The sequence below is a fragment of the Streptomyces similanensis genome (assembly GCF_039543625.1).
Classification (GTDB): Bacteria; Actinomycetota; Actinomycetes; order Streptomycetales; family Streptomycetaceae; genus Streptomyces; species Streptomyces similanensis.
The window spans coordinates 44,542-63,303 of the sequence record NZ_BAABKC010000111.1; the positions used below are offsets into that span (position 1 = coordinate 44,542).

14 protein-coding genes and 2 pseudogenes are annotated in these 18,762 nt (G+C 70.7%); 13 read left to right on the plus strand and 3 right to left on the minus strand.

The annotated features are described in order from the left end of the window. Nucleotides 1–62 precede the first annotated feature (62 nt). From ABEB07_RS31225 to ABEB07_RS31270, 9 genes and pseudogenes are all read left to right on the plus strand, one after another. Nucleotides 63–194, plus strand: a pseudogene (locus ABEB07_RS31225) (helix-turn-helix domain-containing protein); the annotation flags it as partial. Between the two features lie 396 nt (nucleotides 195–590). Next, on the plus strand, nucleotides 591–851 hold the full coding sequence (locus ABEB07_RS31230; protein ID WP_176151674.1) for an acyl carrier protein: 261 nt from the start codon (nucleotides 591–593) through the stop codon (nucleotides 849–851). A gap of 93 nt (nucleotides 852–944) precedes the next feature. Then, complete coding sequence (locus tag ABEB07_RS31235; RefSeq protein WP_425589111.1) at nucleotides 945–2,153, plus strand: beta-ketoacyl-[acyl-carrier-protein] synthase family protein; 1,209 nt, start codon at nucleotides 945–947, stop codon at nucleotides 2,151–2,153. A 175-nt stretch (nucleotides 2,154–2,328) separates the two neighbouring features. Further along, a complete protein-coding gene (locus ABEB07_RS31240; RefSeq protein WP_345671404.1) occupies nucleotides 2,329–3,444 on the plus strand; it encodes a cytochrome P450 in 1,116 nt (371 codons plus the stop codon). 102 nt (nucleotides 3,445–3,546) lie between these two features. Next, complete coding sequence (locus ABEB07_RS31245; RefSeq protein ID WP_176146549.1) at nucleotides 3,547–4,110, plus strand: hypothetical protein; 564 nt, start codon at nucleotides 3,547–3,549, stop codon at nucleotides 4,108–4,110. A 95-nt stretch (nucleotides 4,111–4,205) separates the two neighbouring features. Beyond that, nucleotides 4,206–5,414: a cytochrome P450 gene (locus ABEB07_RS31250; protein WP_345671405.1), complete on the plus strand. Its 1,209-nt coding sequence runs from the start codon at nucleotides 4,206–4,208 to the stop codon at nucleotides 5,412–5,414. Between the two features lie 110 nt (nucleotides 5,415–5,524). Beyond that, on the plus strand, nucleotides 5,525–6,733 hold the full coding sequence (locus ABEB07_RS31255) for a cytochrome P450 (RefSeq protein WP_345671406.1): 1,209 nt from the start codon (nucleotides 5,525–5,527) through the stop codon (nucleotides 6,731–6,733). Continuing rightward, on the plus strand, nucleotides 6,730–8,109 hold the full coding sequence (locus tag ABEB07_RS31260; RefSeq protein ID WP_345671408.1) for a condensation domain-containing protein: 1,380 nt from the start codon (nucleotides 6,730–6,732) through the stop codon (nucleotides 8,107–8,109). Before ABEB07_RS31255 ends, ABEB07_RS31260 begins: the two co-directional genes overlap by 4 nt. A 747-nt stretch (nucleotides 8,110–8,856) precedes the next feature. After that, the gene (locus ABEB07_RS31270) at nucleotides 8,857–10,161 is read left to right on the plus strand and encodes a hypothetical protein (RefSeq protein ID WP_345671409.1); all 1,305 of its coding nucleotides are present in this window, start codon (nucleotides 8,857–8,859) and stop codon (nucleotides 10,159–10,161) included. A 1,726-nt stretch (nucleotides 10,162–11,887) separates the two neighbouring features. Here ABEB07_RS31270 and ABEB07_RS31275 read toward each other — a convergent pair. After that, nucleotides 11,888–12,496, minus strand: a complete 609-nt coding sequence (locus ABEB07_RS31275; RefSeq protein WP_345671410.1) for a TetR/AcrR family transcriptional regulator — start codon at nucleotides 12,494–12,496, stop codon at nucleotides 11,888–11,890. Nucleotides 12,497–12,557: 61 nt separating this feature from the next. Here ABEB07_RS31275 and ABEB07_RS31280 point away from each other — a divergent pair, with 61 nt between their 5' ends. The 3 genes and pseudogenes from ABEB07_RS31280 to ABEB07_RS31290 all read left to right on the plus strand — a co-directional run. Beyond that, entirely contained in the window at nucleotides 12,558–13,922 is a 1,365-nt protein-coding gene (locus tag ABEB07_RS31280; RefSeq protein WP_345671423.1) for a flavin monoamine oxidase family protein, read from the plus strand. Between the two features lie 27 nt (nucleotides 13,923–13,949). Beyond that, entirely contained in the window at nucleotides 13,950–15,680 is a 1,731-nt protein-coding gene (locus ABEB07_RS31285; protein WP_345671411.1) for an aldehyde dehydrogenase family protein, read from the plus strand. A 371-nt stretch (nucleotides 15,681–16,051) separates the two neighbouring features. Continuing rightward, nucleotides 16,052–16,120: pseudogene (locus ABEB07_RS31290) on the plus strand (hypothetical protein); the annotation flags it as partial. A 389-nt stretch (nucleotides 16,121–16,509) separates the two neighbouring features. Here ABEB07_RS31290 and ABEB07_RS31295 read toward each other — a convergent pair. Next, a complete protein-coding gene (locus ABEB07_RS31295; RefSeq protein ID WP_345671412.1) occupies nucleotides 16,510–17,454 on the minus strand; it encodes a hypothetical protein in 945 nt (314 codons plus the stop codon). Nucleotides 17,455–17,616: 162 nt separating this feature from the next. Between ABEB07_RS31295 and ABEB07_RS31300 the strand changes: the two genes are divergently transcribed. Then, nucleotides 17,617–17,874 carry a hypothetical protein gene (locus ABEB07_RS31300; RefSeq protein ID WP_345671413.1) on the plus strand — a complete coding sequence of 86 codons (258 nt, stop codon included), beginning with the start codon at nucleotides 17,617–17,619 and terminating at the stop codon, nucleotides 17,872–17,874. Nucleotides 17,875–17,985: 111 nt separating this feature from the next. Here the strand turns inward: ABEB07_RS31300 and ABEB07_RS31305 are convergent, their stop codons facing one another. Beyond that, entirely contained in the window at nucleotides 17,986–18,465 is a 480-nt protein-coding gene (locus ABEB07_RS31305) for a hypothetical protein (protein WP_345671414.1), read from the minus strand. Between the last annotated feature and the right edge of the window lie 297 nt (nucleotides 18,466–18,762).

Consider the following 18,762-nt stretch of genomic DNA (forward strand, 5'->3'; position numbering starts at 1 on the left):
TGGACCCGGACTGCCATCCCTCGAACGGGTTACCGACGCCTCCGCTGCGGGCGCACCCCGCGCGGAGCGCCAACACCCGCCGGCGCAAGCTCGGCTGCTTCAGTCCGGCGTTGCTCACGCTGGTCCATCTGCGTAAGAGCGGGGCGCTCTCGCGGTTCGGAGCAGGTTTCGGGATCTCTTCCACCGCGCAACGGCGCACCACTCACCGTGCCGCCGGAGAGAGGTGGTGCCGACGTTGCCCGGCGCGTCGCGCGGTCTGGTGCACGTGGTCCGCTACTGTCGCTCTGACAGGCCTGGGACGGCCCTGGAGGCGAGCGATCCGCCCGGGCGGAGCCGCAGGAGCCTCAAAGGCGGGGTGTCTGGTCCCGCAGCACATGATCCTCGGTGTCGGTACAGGCATTCCTCCACGGCTGCCGCCCGGGGACGGCCGGAGCAGGAACCTCATGCCGCACACGAACGACAAGCGGATAAACAAACGATCTTCCCGGTGCATTCGTGCAGAACGGTAACGCCGTGCGTTCGGTGTCGTTTGCTCCTCGGAATGACCTCGGAATGACCTCGGAATGATCTTGGACGGAACGGAGCCGGTGATGGCGGAAAAGACGGTCGAGGAGTTCGGCACGGAGAGCCTCCTTGATCTTCTCCGGGAGTTGTTCGCGTTCCCGGATGACATGCTGACCCCGGCGACGACCTTCGATGAGCTGGGCCTGGATTCGCTGGCGCTGATGGAGTTGGGTGCGGTTCTTGAGGAGCGCACCGGTGTGGAGTTGGGCACCCTGGTGGACGGCATGTCCCGGTCCGAGCCCCTGAGCCAGGTGGCCTGGTCGATCGCGCATCTGCTGCCTCGATGACAGCGGACCGTGCCTGTGCGCTGCCGGTTGCGGGTCCCGCCCGTCTGTGCGCCCCGTCCGCCCGGCTGTTCGGGAGGGCCAGTGGGTGAGGCGGTGGCCGTCACCGGTCTCGGCTTGCTCACGGCAGCGGGCTGTGACGCCGAAACGACGTGGAAGAACCTGTGTACGGGCCTTTCGCTGGGCGCGAGGAACCCGGAGTTCGAGGGCCTTGCGGTCGACATCTCGTGTGACGTGGCGGAGTTCGATCCTGTGGCCGAACTCGGCGGGCGGCTCACTCGACGCCTGGACCGGTTCGCTCATCTGGGGATCGCGGCGGCCCGCCGTGCCGTAGCGGACGCGGACCTGTGTCTCGCAGACGGTCCTGCGGAGCGGGTCGGCGTCGTACTCGGAGTCGGTTCGAACAGCCTGCGAACCTACGTCGCCGAGTTCACCCGGCTCGGCCGGGGCCGGCCCGCCGCGGTCTCCCCTCTCGCTCTCCCGCGAAGTGTCCCGAACATGGTGGCCGGTGAGATCGCCCTGGACGTCGGGGCCAGGGGACCGAATTTCACGGTGTCCAGCGCCTGCGCCTCGGGCAGTACCGCGCTCGGTGTGGCCCGGGGCATGCTGCTCGGCGGTCTGTGCGACGTGGTCCTGGCGGGCGGCAGCGAGTCGTGGTCGCGGATGAGCGCCGTCTGCTTCTCCCGGATGGGGGCGCTGTCGCGACGGACCGACCGGCCTTCGCTCGCCTCGCGCCCCTTCGACCGTGACCGCGACGGCTTCGTCCTGGGGGAGGGAGCGGCCGTTCTCGTTCTCGAACGCCTCGATCACGTGAGCGCCCGCAGGGCCCGCCCCCGCGCTCTGCTGTGCGGGTACGGGGCCTCCGCCGACGCCTACCATCCGACGGCCCCGCACCCCGAGGGGGCGGGCGCCGAGCAGGCCGTACGGCAGGCTCTGGCCGACGCCGGATGCACGCCGGGCGGCATCGGCCACGTCAACGCGCACGGCACCTCGACCCTGCTGGGCGACGCCGCGGAGGCGATCATGCTCCAACGGGTCTTCGACGGCAGAGTGCCGCCGGTGACGGCGACGAAGAGCATCATCGGCCACACCATGGGCGCCGCGGGGGCCATCGAGGCCGCGGTCACCGTGCTCGCGCTGGAGCAGCAGTCGGTTCCACCGACGGCCAATGTCGGCGAGCAGGACCCCGGACGGGAGATGGACATCGTCACCGGCACAGCTCGCAGCGTGGAATTCAGCCGCGCCCTGTCGACGTCCTTCGCCTTCGGCGGGCAGAACGCGGCGCTGGTGTTCGGCACCGCCTGATGTCCACAGGACCGAGACCGCGGTCACCGTCCCGGTGCGCGGCGCGGACCGCGAGCCGCATGTGCCGCGACGTGGGCCATCAGGGGGATCACCGACCGCGTCGCGTGTCTTTGCAGGTCAGATGACCTTTCCCAAGGCGACTCTATGTCATGCCGTCGTAGTCGTCAGGAGTCGCGTGCAGAACACCGAGGACCGGGTCCAGGACAGCGACGTGTTGGTGTTTCGCCGGTATGCCGATGTGGCGGTGATCGCCCGGGATCCGGCGTTCATGGTCAAGGACGCCGACTGGTTCGACGAGCATCTCCCGGGCTGGCGGCAGAGCACGGGGATGCGGTTGTTCGGCACGCACATGCTGTTCCACAACGCGGCGAGCCATCAGCGGCTGAGGAGGGTCATGTCGCCCGCGTTCCGGCCCGCGCGGCTGCGCGCGCTGAGCGACGTGCTGCGCACCACCGTCGAGCACCAGCTGGACCTCCTGGAGAAGCGGGCCCGCGGGGACGTCGTTGATCTGCATGCGCTGTTGACGCTCCCGGTCACACGCAGCACGGGATGCGCTCTCGTCGGCGTCCCCGAGGAGGACGGTCCTCTTCTCTACGAGCTGGTGCAGCCGCTGCTGGCCCTCCTCGACCCCGGGACCGGCCTCGCCGCAGTGACGCGTGCGGACCGTGCGGCGGCGACCCTGCGCCCCTACCTCGACCGGTTGGTGGCCGAACGGCGTGCGACGCCGAGGGACGACCTCGCCTCGCTGGTCGCCGCCTCACTCGGCGACGACGAGGCGGCCGCCGCGCTCGCCCTGGCGCTGGCCGGCGGGTTCGACACCACGGTGACCCTCCTCGACCACGCGGTAAACGGCCTGATGACCTCACCGGCACGCAAGGCGGTGGCATCGGGCGACGAGGACGCCATCGACGCTGCGGTCAACGAGGCCCTGCGTCTCGCCTCGCCCATCGGGCTGATCACCCGCATCGCCCGGCGCGAGGTGACCGTCGGCGATGTGCGGGTGCCGGAAGGCCAGGAAGTCATGGCGTGGATCCGCGACGCCCACCGCGACGCCCAGCAGTTCCCCGATCCCGACACGTTCGCCCCGGAGCGCCCCGCGAGCCGGCTGCTCTCCTTCGGCAGCGGTCCCCACTACTGCCTGGGTGCGCAGCTGGCAAAGCTGGAAGCCTCCCTCGTCCTTCCCGCTGTGCTGCGGCGCTTTCCCCGCATAGCGCCCTTCGGCTCACCGCGCCCCAACGACCGCGTCAATGTGCGCGGCTGGACCCACTTCCCCGTCGTGCTCGACCCCTGACCCGGATCGCGTCACAGCGAAGGCCTCCTGGGCCGTGCCCCAGCCGATCCCGACACGACACCCGCTCGGACACGTCACAGACAGAAGGAAAGGAAAAGACCCATGCGTCCCTCTCTCAAGGCGGCCAGGTCCGCTCGGCGCCTGCCGACCGTCACTGTCCTCGCCGCAGCCGTGTGCGCGTCGATGACGCTTCTGACACCGGCTGCCTCCGCGACCACTGCGGTGGCCGAGCCTGTCACCTGCGAGACCACGTCGACCAGCACGCCCCCGCCCCCGCAGCCCGGAATCCCCGACCAGGCCCGCTTCGAGGGAACGGGTACCGTCACCTGTCGTGACGCGCAGGGCACGGCCTACCTCGAGGGCGAGAGCACGTTCAGCGGCACGCTGCCCTCGCCCACGGCCCCCGCAGCAGGCGTCACGCCCGTCTTCCGTAGCCGGGTGGACTGGTCGGACGGCACGGTGACCACGGGCACCTTCACCGACTTCCAGACCAGGCCGGGCGACAACGGTGTCCTTGAACTCACGATCAAGGGAGTCAACGACGCCGACAGCACCCGCTTCGCCGGCTACTCCGTCTCCGCCACCGGGCAGTCCGTCCACGTGGGTGCCGAACCGAACGGCGAGGTCATCAGTACGCAGAAGGGCACGGTCACCTACACGCCCTGACCACCCGTCGGAGGTGGCAGCGCCCCGCCGCGGCGCTGCCACACCCCGGCGCGCCGTGCACCGGCGAACGAGCTTCCGCACGAAAGACCTGGAGAATGAACCCGCCCTCGGCCCTGCGGCTCGCGGTACGGCCGTACTTCGACCCGTTCGATCCCGACCTCCACACCGACCCGTACGCCCGTTACGCCGCAGTGCGCGAAAGGGCCGCCCTGTGCGAGGGGCCGCACGGCCTGATGGTGGTGACCCGCCATGCCGAGGTGTCGCGGGCCTTGCGGGACAACCGGTTGGGGCACGGACCGCTCACCGCACCGAACCGCATCTTCTCCTTCCTGGGCATGGACCCGCCCGAGCACGGGCCATTGCGCCGTATCGCCGCACGCCTCTTCGGCCCCGCCGCGATCAGCGCACTGGCCCCCGAGGTCGCCACCGCCGTCGACGGCCTGCTCGACATCGCGCTGGAGAAGCAGCACGTCGACCTGCTCACCGACTTCGCCTACCCCCTGTCGCTGCGTGTGGTGTGCGGCCTGTTCGCCCTGCCCGAACAGGAGCAGCCCTGGATCCGCGAGCAGACCCCGCCGATCGCCCGGCTCCTCGACCCGCCCTATGCCCTCACCGAGCACGACCTGGCCGCCGCCCACTCGGCGGCCGGCGGATTCGTCGCCTACCTGCACCGGAAAATCAACGACCGGCGCCGGCGCCCCGGCTCCGACGCCCTCAGCGCCCTGATCGCCGAAGCCGACTCCGGGACCACGCTGGCCCGCCACGACCTGCTTCCGCTGTGCGCCCTGCTGCTGATGGCCGGATACGAGACCACCGCCAACATCATCACCAACAGTGCCCTCGCCCTGCTGCGCCATCCCGCCCAACTCGCCACCGCCCGCAGCAAAGCTGGCCGAGCCGGCCACGGACGTCTGGACAGCAGCACCATGAACGAGCTGCTGCGCTACGACTCCTCCATCCAGATCACCTTCCGCACGGTGCAGCGCCCGACCTCGATCGCGGGCACGCCACTGCACCGGGGGACACCGGTGGCCCTGTTGATCGGATCGGCCAACCACGACCCCCGCGTCTTCGCCCGCCCCGACCGGCTCGACGTGGACCGCGCACCCAACCCGCACCTGAGCTTCGGCGCAGGCATTCATTACTGCCTCGGCGCCCCGCTCGCCCGGCTGGAAGCCTCCCTGGCCCTCGGCCGGCTGCTCGCCCGGACCCGCAGCATCGAACTGGCCGACCGGGTGGTCCGGCACAAGGACATCACCGCCACGATCCGCGGCGTGACAGCCCTCCCCGTCACCCTCACCTGACCCCGCGCCCTCGCCCTCGCCAAAGGAAACCACCAGCGACCATGACGTCCGTCGACCCCCAGGCGGTGCAGCATCCTCCCGCTGCCCGGTCATGTCCCCACCCGCGGCTGGTGAGCGGCGATCCCTCGTCCTGGGACGCGGCCATGGCCTTCCGGGAACTGCGCCAGCAGGCGCCCGTCCAGCAGGTCGTGCTGCCCGGGGATCTCGTCGCCTGGCTGATCACCGGCGCCGCCCAGGCACGACAAGCGCTGGCGGATGCACGTCTGGCCCACGACATGCGCCGACTGCCCGATCCCCGGCAGGGCTTCGGCGGCCGCCGCTACCCCGACGACATCTTCTCCGCCGAAGGCCGTCACCTGCTCAACAGCGACGGCACTGACCACCACCGGCTGCGGACGGTCCTTGCTCCGCTGCTGTCGCGTACGGCCGCCAAACGATGGAAGCCGTTCATCGCGCGGACCTGCACCGAGCTTCTGGACGACATGGCCGCGGCCGCCGAGCCGGACCTGGTCACCGACTACGCCCGCCCGCTCGCCGTGCGGACCACCGCGGCCGTCCTGGGCATCCCGGCCGCAGCGCGGCAGCAGCTGACCCGCCTGACTCTGGAGATGATCAGGGCAGTCGACCCCGACCAACCCACGGTCCGCAGACAAAGAGCCACCCTGTTCGGGCTGTGGGCCCGCATCGTCGGCCACAAACGGCGCCAACCCGCCGACGACCTCCTCACCCACCTCTCCCACGCCCACAGCCAGGGTCACCTCACTGCGGAGGAGCTGGTCACTGTGGCCTGGGGACTCTTCTCCGGCGGCATCTCACCCACCACCACACTGATCGCCTCCGCAGCGATCGAGATCATGCGCAGCCCCCACCTGCGCGATGCCCTCCGTGCCGAAGCCACCGCGGCCCGCCTCACCGAGGAACTGCTCCGGATCACCAGCCCCTTCCCGGTTTCCGTCTGGCGTTTCGCCCTCGACGACGTCGCCCTCGACACCACCGTGATTCCCCAGGGCTCGGTGGTGCTGGTCGCCTTGGCGGCCGCCAACCGCGACCCGGCGGCCTTCCCCAAACCCGGCACCGCGCGGCTGAACCGGCACCAGGGCGGTCACCTGGCGTTCGGGCTCGGCCCGCACTACTGCCCCGGCGCGCCCCTCGCCCGCCTGCAGGCGACCGACGCGCTCACCGCACTGTTCCACCGGTTTCCCGACCTCCGCCTCGCCACCGCGGAGACCGAACTACGCCGGCAGGGAGTGCTCATCGAGCGCGGCTTCGAGCGCGTGCCCGTGTACAGCGGCAACATCGCCACCAAGGCAACCCGGTGATCCAACTGCCCGTGGAGGAGGCAGAGATCGACCCCGGCCACGCCCACACCTGGCACCTCTCCTTCCCACACGACCCTGCCGCGCCGGCTGCCCGTCTGCCCACCAGCTACAACCAGGCCGTTCACCTCGCCGCAGCCTGGGCCGCACACGCGGCGAACCGGCCGGTCACCACCTTCGCCATCGCCTGCAGCTTCGACCTGCCCAGCCGCCTCGACCTGCCCGCACTCGAAGCCGCCCTCCTGCACCTGGTACAGCGGCACGAAGTCCTGCGCACCCGCTGCCGCCCCACCGCATGGGGCGTGTCCGTCCACGGCTGCGCGCCCACCCGGGCACACCTCGAACATGTCGAGGCGGGACCACTCACCTCACGAGCCTCCACACGCGCCCACCTGCACCAGCTGCTCCGGCAGGTGAACCCGATCACCGGGCCCCTGGTCGTGATGGGAGCCGTCGTCCGCGAGAGGTCGGCCACGGTTCACATCGTCTACGACCACCTGGTGGCCGATGTCCTGTCCGCCCCGATCACCGTCGCCGACCTCACCCGCGCCTACGAAGATCTCACCCACCACCGCCGACCGGATCCCACGCCCGCCGGCAGCTTTTGGGATTTCGCACGTCAGGAGCGCACCTACAACCAAGCGCTGCGCGCGACAGACGAACAACTGCGGCACTGGCGGGACTTCACCACCGGCCAAACGCCGTTCCTCCCTGCCTTCCCCCTCGCCCTCGGCGTCCAGCCAGGCCACCGCTACCCGCCGGTCAACCGCACCCGTAACCTGCTGGCCGCTCACCTGACGCAACGAGTGGAAACAGCGTGCCGGGCGTCCGGCGGAACCCTGCTCACTGGGCTTCTCGCTGCCACGGCCGCCTCCGTCCGGGACGAAGGCGGCCCCGACACCTTCCGGGCCCTGATGCCGATCAACCGGCGCGGACCAGGCCAGCACTCCCATTCCCTCGGCTGGTTCGTCAGCGCCGTCCCCATCGCGATCCCCGCCCCGCGCCACGCCTCCACCGACGCGCTGATGGCCCGGGCCGGCCAGGGTTACGAAGCAGCACGCCGGCAAGCCGCAGTGCAGTCCGCACGGGCACAGCAGCTCCTCGGCCACGCGGACGACACCGCGACCGACGACCGCCCTGCCCTCTTCTTCTCCTACCTCGACTTCCGCACCGTGCCCGGGGCCGAGCACCCGACAAACCGCGCCGCGAGAGTGCACCTGTGGTACCCGGCCTCCAACGGAACCTTCTTCTGGTTCCACCGCAACCACAGCGGACTGCACCTGAACACCCTCCACGCCGACACCCCGCTCGCACGACGCACCGTCGGCTGTCTGGTTCGCAGGCTCACTCGGAGGTTGCGCATACTCGCGAGTGCATGAAGATGACGGTTTCCTTGTCCTGGCCCGCTTTTGCCAGCCGAGCGCCGCAAGAACCCGGGGTACCAGGACCTCGTCGATCGCATTCGCCTCCGGGCGCGCCATCACCCCTGTTGTGCGGCACCATGAGCTTGGGCTTCGCGGCCTGCTTCAGCGGCAACGCTTCCGACCCCCGCGCCTACTGGGCCAGCCGGTTCGGCGGACCAGATCGTATTCCACTGCCGTCTGTTCGTCGCCGCGTACCCGTCCCGCCGCCTCGTCGGCCTGACACACCCAGGACCGCGGCGTCTCGCCGGTCCCCCGGACGTCCGCCGTGACCGCCGCGTACGCGCGCTTCCCGTCCGCCGCGCGCCACAGCGCGACCGCATCGTTCCTGAACTCCAGCGGATACGGAGACCTGCGTCCCGCCAGGACACCTCTTCCTCGGGACACCAAGATCCATCGTCAGAGTGTCCACACCCACGGGGACGCCTCACACCCTGGCCGCCACCATCCACGTCGTCTGAGCGACTGACGGGGCAGCGGCTCGTCAACGCTTCCAACACGCTCCACTCCCGCGCGCTGCCCCGTCGGCCAGCGGAGACCGGCAACGCCTGCGCGAATCCGGAAGCGGCTTCGCACAGCCGCGCTGCCCGGGTGGTCGCGCTCACCCGATCAGGTGGATGCGGCTTGGGCGGGCCCCGCCGGTCCCTTGATCGCTTAGCGTTCACAACAAAGTAGGCGAGGCGTCAACAAGGAAGGAGGCACCCCATGGGGTACCTGCGCAAGAGGAGCTTCCTGATCTTCCACGACCCGGACGCGCCGGCGGAGGAGAAGACCCTCGACCAGCAGGAGATCACCGCGATCGAGGCCGCGCACGAAGCGGGTAAGAACGATCGCGTCGAGGCCCTGATCCGGGCGAAGCTGGGCATCGAGCCTCCGAAGCTCCACACGAAGAGGGAGCAGACGGAGGCCCTTCGCAACCTTGCGGAGGAGGAGGACATTTCGGTTTTCGACCTGGTCACGGAAGATGTGCTGGTCGCCGCCATCGTGGAGCAGCGCAAGCAGGAGCTCGCGCGGGAGCTGGAAGGGGCGGACGAGGAGGAGGCGAAGGAGCTCAAGGCCGAGGCGGAGGGCACGCTCGACCCGGCCGCCATCCTGGCGCAGCTTCCGACCGACGAGGAGGAGCGCTTGGGAGACCTTCGCAGCCTTGCGGCGGAGGAGGACATCTCGGTCCCGGACCTGGCCACCGGCGACGTGCTGGTCGCCGCCATCGTGGAGCAGCGCAAGCAGGAGCTCGCGCGGGAGCTGGAAGGGGCGGACGAGGAGGAGGCGAAGGAGCTCAAGGCCGAGGCGGAGGGCACGCTCGACCCGGCCGCCATCCTGGCGCAGTTCCCCACCGACGAGGCGGTCGTAAAGGCAGCGGAGGAAGCCGCCGCAGAACGCGTCGGGGGCCCCGACGGGGCGCCCTGGCGGGCGATCGTCCAGGCAGTCCAGGACGAGAGCATCGTCGACGAGAACGCGTTCAAGCAGTACCTGCGGACCACCTTCCCGGACACCAACCAACAGTACTTGCGCTCCTTCGCGTGGGACGTGTACGGCATCGTGACCTCGCGCGCCAAGCTGCCGGACCTCACCTACCGCCCGGAGCGCACCTCCGAGTCCACCGTCCGTTTCAGGGACGGTCGCACCGACCGGCTCGGCATCAACTCGCATCTCGGTGAAAGCCGGTGGGACCATGAAAAGAATCAGACGGTCGCTACCGGCCAGACCGCTGCCACCCTGTGGGTGAAGATCGCCGACGGCGCGTGGTGCAAGGACGGCAACTGGGGCGGACGCCTCCAGGTCACCTGCGCCACGGCGCAAGGCCAGTGGATCGACTCCAGCGACGGATGGGTGCGGCCCCAGCCCGCCAAGGGCGACCCGGTCACGTTCTACGACATGGGCCCGTACTACGAGATCTGGCAGAAGGACCGCGAGACCGGCCGGCCGCTCACCGTCCAGGACGGCTACCTGCGGTTCATGCAGGCTGCCACTCCGGGCAAGTTCAACCTTCAGGACTCCACCTGGGACTAACCGGCCCCGACGGCACGAGAGCCGCAGGTGCCGTCGACCACAGCGCCCAGCTTGATCTCCGTTCGGTGCATGTGCTCCTCGTCCCTGCGGGGATGGTCCGGCCCTGGAGTGGGCCCGCGACGAGGAGTGACTCGCTGGCCGTCGGGGCGTCGGGCTTGTCTGCTGGGCGGACCTGCGGGGCGAGGCGTGTTTCTTCCGGTGTGGCCCGGCGCCGGTGAGGTCGGGCGTCCTGGCCGAGTATGGCCCCGTACTTGCTGATGGCGATCAGGCCGGCCGGTGGTCGGCTGCCCTGTTCCTCGACCACGTCGTCGGCGCCGACTTGGACGCGGCCCGGGCATGGCTGGCTGCGCCGGCCGACGCGGGACCTTGAGGGTCGCCGCCGTGTGCAACGGGCGGCGGCCGGCTGCCCGGCCGTGGACGTGCTGGCCCGGTCTGCCGTCGGCAGCACTGCCTCGACCGGGCAGGCCGGGGACGGTTTCGCTCCCGACGGCGACGGCGGTCCGGACCCGGCCGCCGCAGACGACGGCGCCCTGGCGAGGGCGGTGGAGGAGCCGGTGCCGCTGCGGTCGGATCCGCGGGCGCGGGCGCTGGGGTGTCTGTTCGCGTGCGCCGTTCACTGGGCCGGCGTCCTCATTGGCGGTCAGGAGGTGGTGGCCCGATGGCGGGTCGAGGGCAGCGGGCGTTCCGTTGCTCATGGGAGATCGGCTGGTGCGGTGGTGTCGCGGCTGGCCGTGCCGGTCGTTCGATCCGTTGACCCGGTCTGCCGGTCGGTTTGCTCGCCATCGGCGGTATGCCTTCTGGCGGCACGCTGCGTCGCAGTAGGCAGAATCCGCACGCTCAGCGTAACGGTCTCGCCGCAGGCGCCGCAGGGCCCGTCCGCCCCCTGCCGCCTGTGGACGTCTGCGGGTGAGGGATGTCCGGGCAGGCCCGCGAGCAGGTCACCCTTTCCCGCGCGCCACGGCCAGGCCGCACCCGGCGATGCACGCCTGGGGCGGCAGAGCCCCGCCACTCCACGGACCCGGTCCGTCGTGCGGAGGCCGCCCGTCTCCGGGTCCGGACACCCCCGCTCGTTGCACGCCTCGCGCATCAGGAAGCGGGTGAGCCTGCGGCGGCGATCCCGCCGCAGGGCGCCGTCGACGACCAGATACGCCGTATCGCCCAGGAGGGGGGCAAGGTGGACGGGGAGGCGTCGGGCGCGCTGCACAGCCATGCCGCGGACCCGGCCCGCGCTGTCGGCCCCGCACAGCTCGCCGGTCAGCCACTCCGCGAGCTGGGCCTGGTCCTCCACCGTGCACTCACGGAACCCGAACGCGTGCATCGCGGTCCTGTCGTCGAGCCCGAACACCTCGGCGAGGTGGAGCGGATCGGGCCCGTGGGTCAGGGCCTCTGCGAGTTACCGGCCAGGTCACTTCGCGCAGGTGGTCGTAGGGGTTTGACCATTCCAGCAGTGCCGGGCGGACTCGGTTGAGGTAGAGCCAGACCGTGCCTTCCCGCCGCGGGAGGCTGCGGGGGCCGCCGTCACGCAGGACGCGGGTCCAGCGCTCGGCCTCTGAGTGGATGCCGGGGGCGAGCCCCGCGAGCCCCGCGAGCCTCCTTGCGATCCAGCGTTCGAAGGAGGGCCTGGCGACGTCCTCGTCCAGCACCTGGTGCTCTCCTCCGGGACCGTCTTGCTGTCGGCGCCGCCCGCTGCGGGGCGACGCCGGGGCGAGGACGAGGCGGCGGCGGGTCATGCCGGGGGCGGGCCGCCGTCGGTCACCACTCCGGCGATGAGGTCGCGTACGAGTTCCGCGGCCTGGGTACGGGTCTGCTCCGGCTCGTCGGCTTCCGCGATCGTGATGGAGAGCTCGGTGAGCGCGCCGTAGAAGGCCCGGGCGACCAGAGCGGCGGGGTGGGGCCGCAGGCGGCCGGCGTCCAGCGCGGCATTCACGACGTCCAGCACCAGGCCGCCGAGGTGGAGCTGGTCCAGTTCGCGCCACCGCTGCCAGCCCAGGGCGATCGGGCCCTGCTGCAGCACGATGTGCCGGTACGCCCGCCCCCTGCAGACGTCGAGGAACGCGTCGACGGCCCGGTAGGCACGCTCACCGGGATCCGCCACGGAAGTGACCACCGCCCGGATGTCCTCGGCGGCCTGGCGCTCCAGCGCCTCGAAGACGGCCTCGAAGAGCCCGGCCTTGCCGTCGAAGTGGTGGTAGAGCGCGCCGCGCGTCAGCCCGGCCGTGCGCACCAGTTCCTCTGCGGAGACGGCCGTGTAGTCCCGCTCGGTGAAGAGGCTGAGCCCCGTGTCGAGCAGGGTGCGGCGGGTGTTTTCCGCGTACTTCTCGCGCAGCGTTTCCATGCACCATGGATATCACATACGCTCCGTATGTCAGATGCATCTCGTATGATTGGTGGGCGTGATGGAGAAGGCAGTGGACGTCGTGATCGTCGGCGCCGGCGTGGCGGGCCTGGTGGCCGCCCGGGACCTGGTACGGACCGGGGCGGACGTACTGGTCCTGGAAGCACGAGACCGCGTAGGAGGCCGGCTCCTGAACGGCGAGCTGCCCGGGGGCGCCCCCATCGAGGTCGGCGGGCAGTGGGTCGGCCCGGCCCAGCACCAGGCCATGGCACTCATCAGGGAGCTCGGCCTGAGCACCTGTCCCACCTACGGCGACGGCGAGCACATCGCCGAGGTCCGTGGCACCCGCGCCCAGTACACGGGCCGGATTCCCAAGCTCAACCCCCTCGTCCTCGCCGACATCGGACAGACCCAGTACCGCCTGGACCGCATCGCCCGCCAGGTCGCCGCCGCCGAGCCCTGGCGCGCACCCCAGGCCGAGGAACTCGACCGCCAGACCTTCGACACCTGGCTGCGCCGTACCGCTCGCACCACGGGCGGCCGGGACTTCTTCCGGCTGATCACCGAGGCGGTCTTCTCCAACGAACCCGAGGACATGTCCGCGCTCTGGGCCGCCTTCTACGTCGGCGCCGCCGGCGGCGTCGACCAGCTGATCAACGTCTCCGGCGGGGCGCAGCAGGACCGCGTCCTCGGCGGGACACAGCGCATCGCGCTCGAACTGGCCGAGCAACTCGGCGACCGGATCGTCCTCGACGCCCCCGTCACCGACATCGACTGGCAGCCCGCGGCCACCTCCGGCGTCCGCGTCACCGCGCGCAGCGGCCTCGCCGTCCGCGCCCAGCGCGCCGTCATCGCCGTCCCGCCGCCGCTCGCCGCCCGCATCCGCTACACCCCCGGCCTGCCCGGCGACCGCGACCAGCTCATCCAGCGGATGCCGATGGGCCGCGTCATCAAGATCAACATCGCCTATGAGGAGCCGTTCTGGCGCCACGCCGGCCTCAGCGGCCAGGCCAACAGCACCCATCGGCCCTTCGGCACCGTCCTCGACAACACCCCTCACGACGGATCGTGCGGCGTACTCGTCGGCTTCCTCGAAGGACGCCACGCCGACGCCGGATCACGCATGGACCCCGACGAGCGCCGCGCCCAGGTGATCAACGACCTCGTCGGCTACTTCGGTCCCAAGGCCCGCAACCCCATCGCCTTCATCGAACGCGACTGGGCGCAGGAGGAGTACAGCCGCGGCTGCTACGGAGCCTTCGCCGCCCCCGGCACCCTCACCCGCTTCGGCCCGGCCCTGCGCCGCCCCGTCGGCCGCCTGCACTGGGCCGGCACCGAATCCGCCACCCGATGGGCGGGCTACATCGACGGCGCCGCCGAATCCGGCCACCGCGTCGCCGATGAGATCCTCCCCAAACTCTCCTGACCCCCGACACGTGAGCGAGGGCCCACCATGACCGATCCGCACTCCACCCACAGCACCACTCCCGCCCCCGACGTCGACGCCCTGGTCGAACGACTCGCCACCGGCGAACGCGCCTGGGCCCGCACCCGCCTGCCCGAGCGGCGCGAGCTGCTCCTCGACGTCGCCGCCGCCACCGCGGCCACCGCCGACACATGGGTCCGCGTCGCGGCCGGCATCAAGCAGCTCAACCCCGCCTCCCCGCTCCTCGGCGAGGAATGGCTCAGCGGCCCGTACGCGGTGCTCACCTATCTCCAGGCCCTCCAGAAAACCCTGCGCCGCCTCGACGAGGGAGGCGACGTCCTCGCCGGCACACGCATCACCCGGGCCCCCGGCGACCGGCTCGCCGTCCAGGTCCTCCCGTACGACACCTACGACAAGCTCCTCATGAACGGCTTCCACGCCGAGGTCTGGACCACCCCCGGCACCACCGAAGAGCAACTGCGCGCCACGGCCGGCCTCACCCAGCGCACCCCGCGGCAGACCAGGGGTGTCGCCCTCGTCCTCGGCGCGGGCAACATCCTCTCCATCCCGCCCCTGGACGTGCTCTACCAGCTGTTCGCCGAAAACCGCACCGCCGTCCTCAAGCTCAACCCCACCACCGACGCGCTCGCCGACGTCTACCGGGCGATGTTCAAGCCGCACACCGACCAGGGCCTGGTCGAGATCGTCACCGGCGGCCCCGAGGTGGGCGGGGCGCTCGCCGGGCACCCCGGCATCGCGGCCGTCCACATGACCGGCAGCGAAGCCACCCACGACGCCGTGGTCTGGGGCACCGGCGAGGCGGCGACGGCCGCCAAGGCCGCCGGCACACCGAAACTGACCAAGCCCATGACCAGCGAACTCGGCGGCGTCTCCCCGATCATCGTGCTGCCCGGTGAGTGGTCTGACGCAGACCTGCGCTACCAGGCCGAACACATCGCCACCATGCGACTGCACAACAGCGGCTGCAACTGCATCGCCGGCCAGATCCTCATCCTCAGCTCCGACTGGCCCCAGAAGAACGCCTTCCTCACCGCCCTGCGCCGAGCCCTCGCCACCGCACCCGCCCGCCCCGCCTGGTACCCCGGCTGTGAAGCCCGCGTCCAGGCCGCCCGCGACCTCCACCCCGACGCGGAGAAGCCCGGCGGCACGCCCGAGCGCACCCTTCTCACCGGCCTTGACCTCACCGACCCCGACGAAACAGCCTTCACCACCGAATACTTCGGCCCGGTCCTCGGCGTAGCCGAAATCCCCGGCACCGCAACCCAGTTCCTCGACGACGCCGTCACCGCCGCCAACGAACGTCTCCACGGAACCCTCGGCGCCAACCTCATCGCCCACCCCGACACCATCAAAGCCCTCGGCCACCACCTCCGCGCCACCGTCGCCGACCTCCGCTACGGCACCATCGCCATCAACGCCTGGACCGGCGTCGGCTACGCCACCCCCCGCGCCACCTGGGGCGCCTACCCCGGCCACACCCTCGACGACGTCCAGAGCGGCATCGGCATCGTCCACAACGCCCTCCTCCTGGACCACACCGAACGCACCATCGTCACCGGCCCCTTCCGCCCCGCACCCCGCTCCCTCCTGAGCGGCGAAGCCTCCATCTCCCCGAAACCCCCGTGGTTCGTCACCCACACCGCCGCCGCCCGCACCGGCCGCCTCCTCACCGAGTTCGCCGCTCACCCCCGATGGCGGGACCTCCCCGCCCTCTTCGCCTCAGCCCTCCGAGGCTGACGCCAGGCGCCCGACAAGCGGAAGGTGTGCGCCGTGCCGGCACGGCGCACACCGAACGTAGCCCCCGGCGGTCCGCCCGGAGAACGTGACGAACGCTGTTATCGCCCTCCAGCATGAGGCGACGGTTCTCCGGTCAAGAGCGAAGCCGAATGGCGTCGACTGAGCCTTCGCCAACTTGAAGTCGCAGGCCAGAGGGATGGGGTGACCGGCACTCCGGGGACTCGCCTGGTCGTGGGCGGCAGTCCTTGGAGAAGATCGTTCGTCAGGAACCGCTCTCGTTCGAGGAAGCACCGGCGGTGGGCCAAGGCAGTTCGCCCTGAAATACCTGTGTCCTGCACTTCCTTGCCCTGACCGACGAGCGGGGCCGGCTGATCTGGACATCCGCCGCACGGCCCGGCCGCACCCACGACAACACCGCCGCCCGCCACGACCACATCCTGACCCACCTGTGTGCCGCCGGTCTCGGGGCTCGGGCGGACCTAGGCTTCCGCGGCCTGGACAACGACGTACTCGACCCCGTGACCGTCACCGGCCTCCACGCCAGCCGCACTCACAAGCTCACCCCCGGCGAGAAGTCCGCCCCTCGCCGTCAGCCACGCCCCCCTCGAACATGGCTTCGCCCACCTCAAGAACTGGCGGATCCTCACCGAGCTCCGCACCGACCCCGCCCACGCCACCCACCTCCTGCGAGCCCTGCTCGTCCTGGCGAACCTCGAAATCAACCGGTGACAGACGATCTACCCCGCAGACTGCCGCCCGCGACCAGCGTGAGTACCCCGCCATCCGGTCACACCAGTCCTTTGGCCTGCGACTTCAGGTTGGCGGAGGCTCAGTGCTCGGTGAAGTACGCGGGCGGGCGCACCCGCATGCTGCCGGCGATGTCTCGCAGCAACGCACTGCTGGCCGGTGGGGTGCGCGCCTCGACCACGGCGACCGCATCACCGACCCGGGCGAAGTACTCGACGAAGTCGTACCTCGACCACCGCCACACCCCGGGCGTGACGGGGGTGCAGGCGGGTGCGGGCACCGGATAGACGCTGGTGAGCGCCGTGCAGTGCGAGGGCGGCGTGAAGTTCGGCAGGCGAGGACCCACCACCACCTGAATGACCCGGTTGAGCTCCTCCATCGAGTCGGCGTGCCGGCCGGCGTCATTCGGGGCGATCCGGTAGTAGAAGGTGGGCTGGCTGCTGTGCGCCGTTTCGCTGGTGCCGACGCCCTCCAGGTGGTAGCCGTCGGGTATGTGCGGCCCCAGCAACGGCACACCCGCATGCGCGAGTTCGGTGTTCTGCTTGTGGTGGGCGAGCTGCGTGGAGGCGAAGGAGCCAAGCGGCATCAGCACGGCCAGGGCCAGGGCGGCGGCAGCTCGCGGCCACAGGGGCCTACGGGACTGGGTGCACCAGGCCGCGAAAGCAAATGCTCCAGCGCACAGAGCCGCCTGGAAGAGCAGGGTGCCGTTCGCCAGCCACCGCAACGAGTCCAGGCACCACAGCAGATACCAACCGGTGCCGGTGCCCAGCAGCGCGGTCAGCCAGGCCGGACGGACCGGGAGAAGCCGCAGCACCGGCCAGGTCAGGCCGAAGACCAGGACCGGCAGCAGATAGGACCACCACAGGGCATACCCGAGACAGCCGAAGCCCGGCGCGCTGCGGCAGGCGCTGGAGTTCACCACCAGCCGCATCGACAGCCCCGCGGCAGCCACCGCGAGGACACCCGCTACGGCGGCACGAGCCGCCCGCTTCGCCTGCCGCACCCGCAGAGCACGCGGTTCGGTCACCGCAGCACCCACCGCATCCTCCCCCGGACGTCGAATCATGCCTCAGCGTAGGTCCGCTGGGCCACTGACGCCTGAGTAGGCGTACTCAGGCGTCAGTGGCCCAGCGACGGCAGACTGAAGGGCGGCGCCGCACGCGTCATCGCCTCCCGTCCCGAGCGTTTGATGCCCTTCGCCGAAGATGTCGCCAAGCAACTCCCCGAAGACGACCGGGAAGCATGGTGGGACGCGGTCACCGACATGCAGGACGACATCGCCGCCGAACAGCAGGACTTCACCACGGGCGGCCCGGCGGACACCGCAGAGCCGTTCGCGTCAGACGAACACGCCGACAGCGACGACGCTGGCACTCGAGACATCGAAGACCACGATGCCGATCCCGACGACGACGGGTCTATGGAACCGACGGGAACAGGGCGCTGAGCGGTGGGTCGCCAAGGGGCGCCACACCGCCCCGCGACGCCCGCTCACCGGACACTCGCCCCGCGGCAGGCGGCCACCCAGCCCCCATCCTGGCCAACAGCCTCCTACGTGTCACTTCGCAGACGCACCGTGATCGAGACGGTGCGTGACTTCATCGCAAGACCATGCGCTGCTGTCCCTGTTCATCGAGGTATCCCTCGCTGTCAACCCGTAACCCTCATCGTGATGTGGACCGTCATCAGCTGAGCAACATCCCGGGAGCGCTCTCTCCAACTCGGAGCGGTCCTTGTCGATGTCGCAGAGTCTGCGCACCTCGTTGACCTGCACGCGGATCAGAGAGTCGAACAAGGCTTCCGGTTCGCCGTCGAATCCTGCAGCCGTGGAAAGGAGCGCGGTGACGAGACCGGCGAGGACGGTGACCAGGTCGGCCGTGCCCACTGGGCCGCGGACTTCGATCAGCTGGCGTACGGAGTCGTCGATGCGGTCCATCGCTTCCTCACCCTGGAGGGACAGTCCGAGCCGCTCGGCGAGGAACATGCGGACGACCGCCACGCCGTCGGCCAGGGCGGTATCCACGCTGGAGCGGATCATCGCCGATCCGGCCGGGACCGCGGGCCGGGTGTGGCGCAGGCTCAGGCGCCAGGAGTGGCAGACGCTGAGTGAGGCCCTGGACAACCCGGACGGTGAGCGGCTGACCGGGTGCAGGAGGAGCAGTCCCGCCGGCGGCAGGCGGAGGACCGGCAGTCGTCGCGCTTCAGGGGTTGTCACCGCAGCGTCCTGCCGGTTCGACAGCGCGCTCCGCTCCCCTCGCCCCGGCGGGCCGGGCGTCCGCGGCGCGTGCCTGCGGCCCGAGCCGCGCACATCGAACGACGGCGCAGACGCCGACGC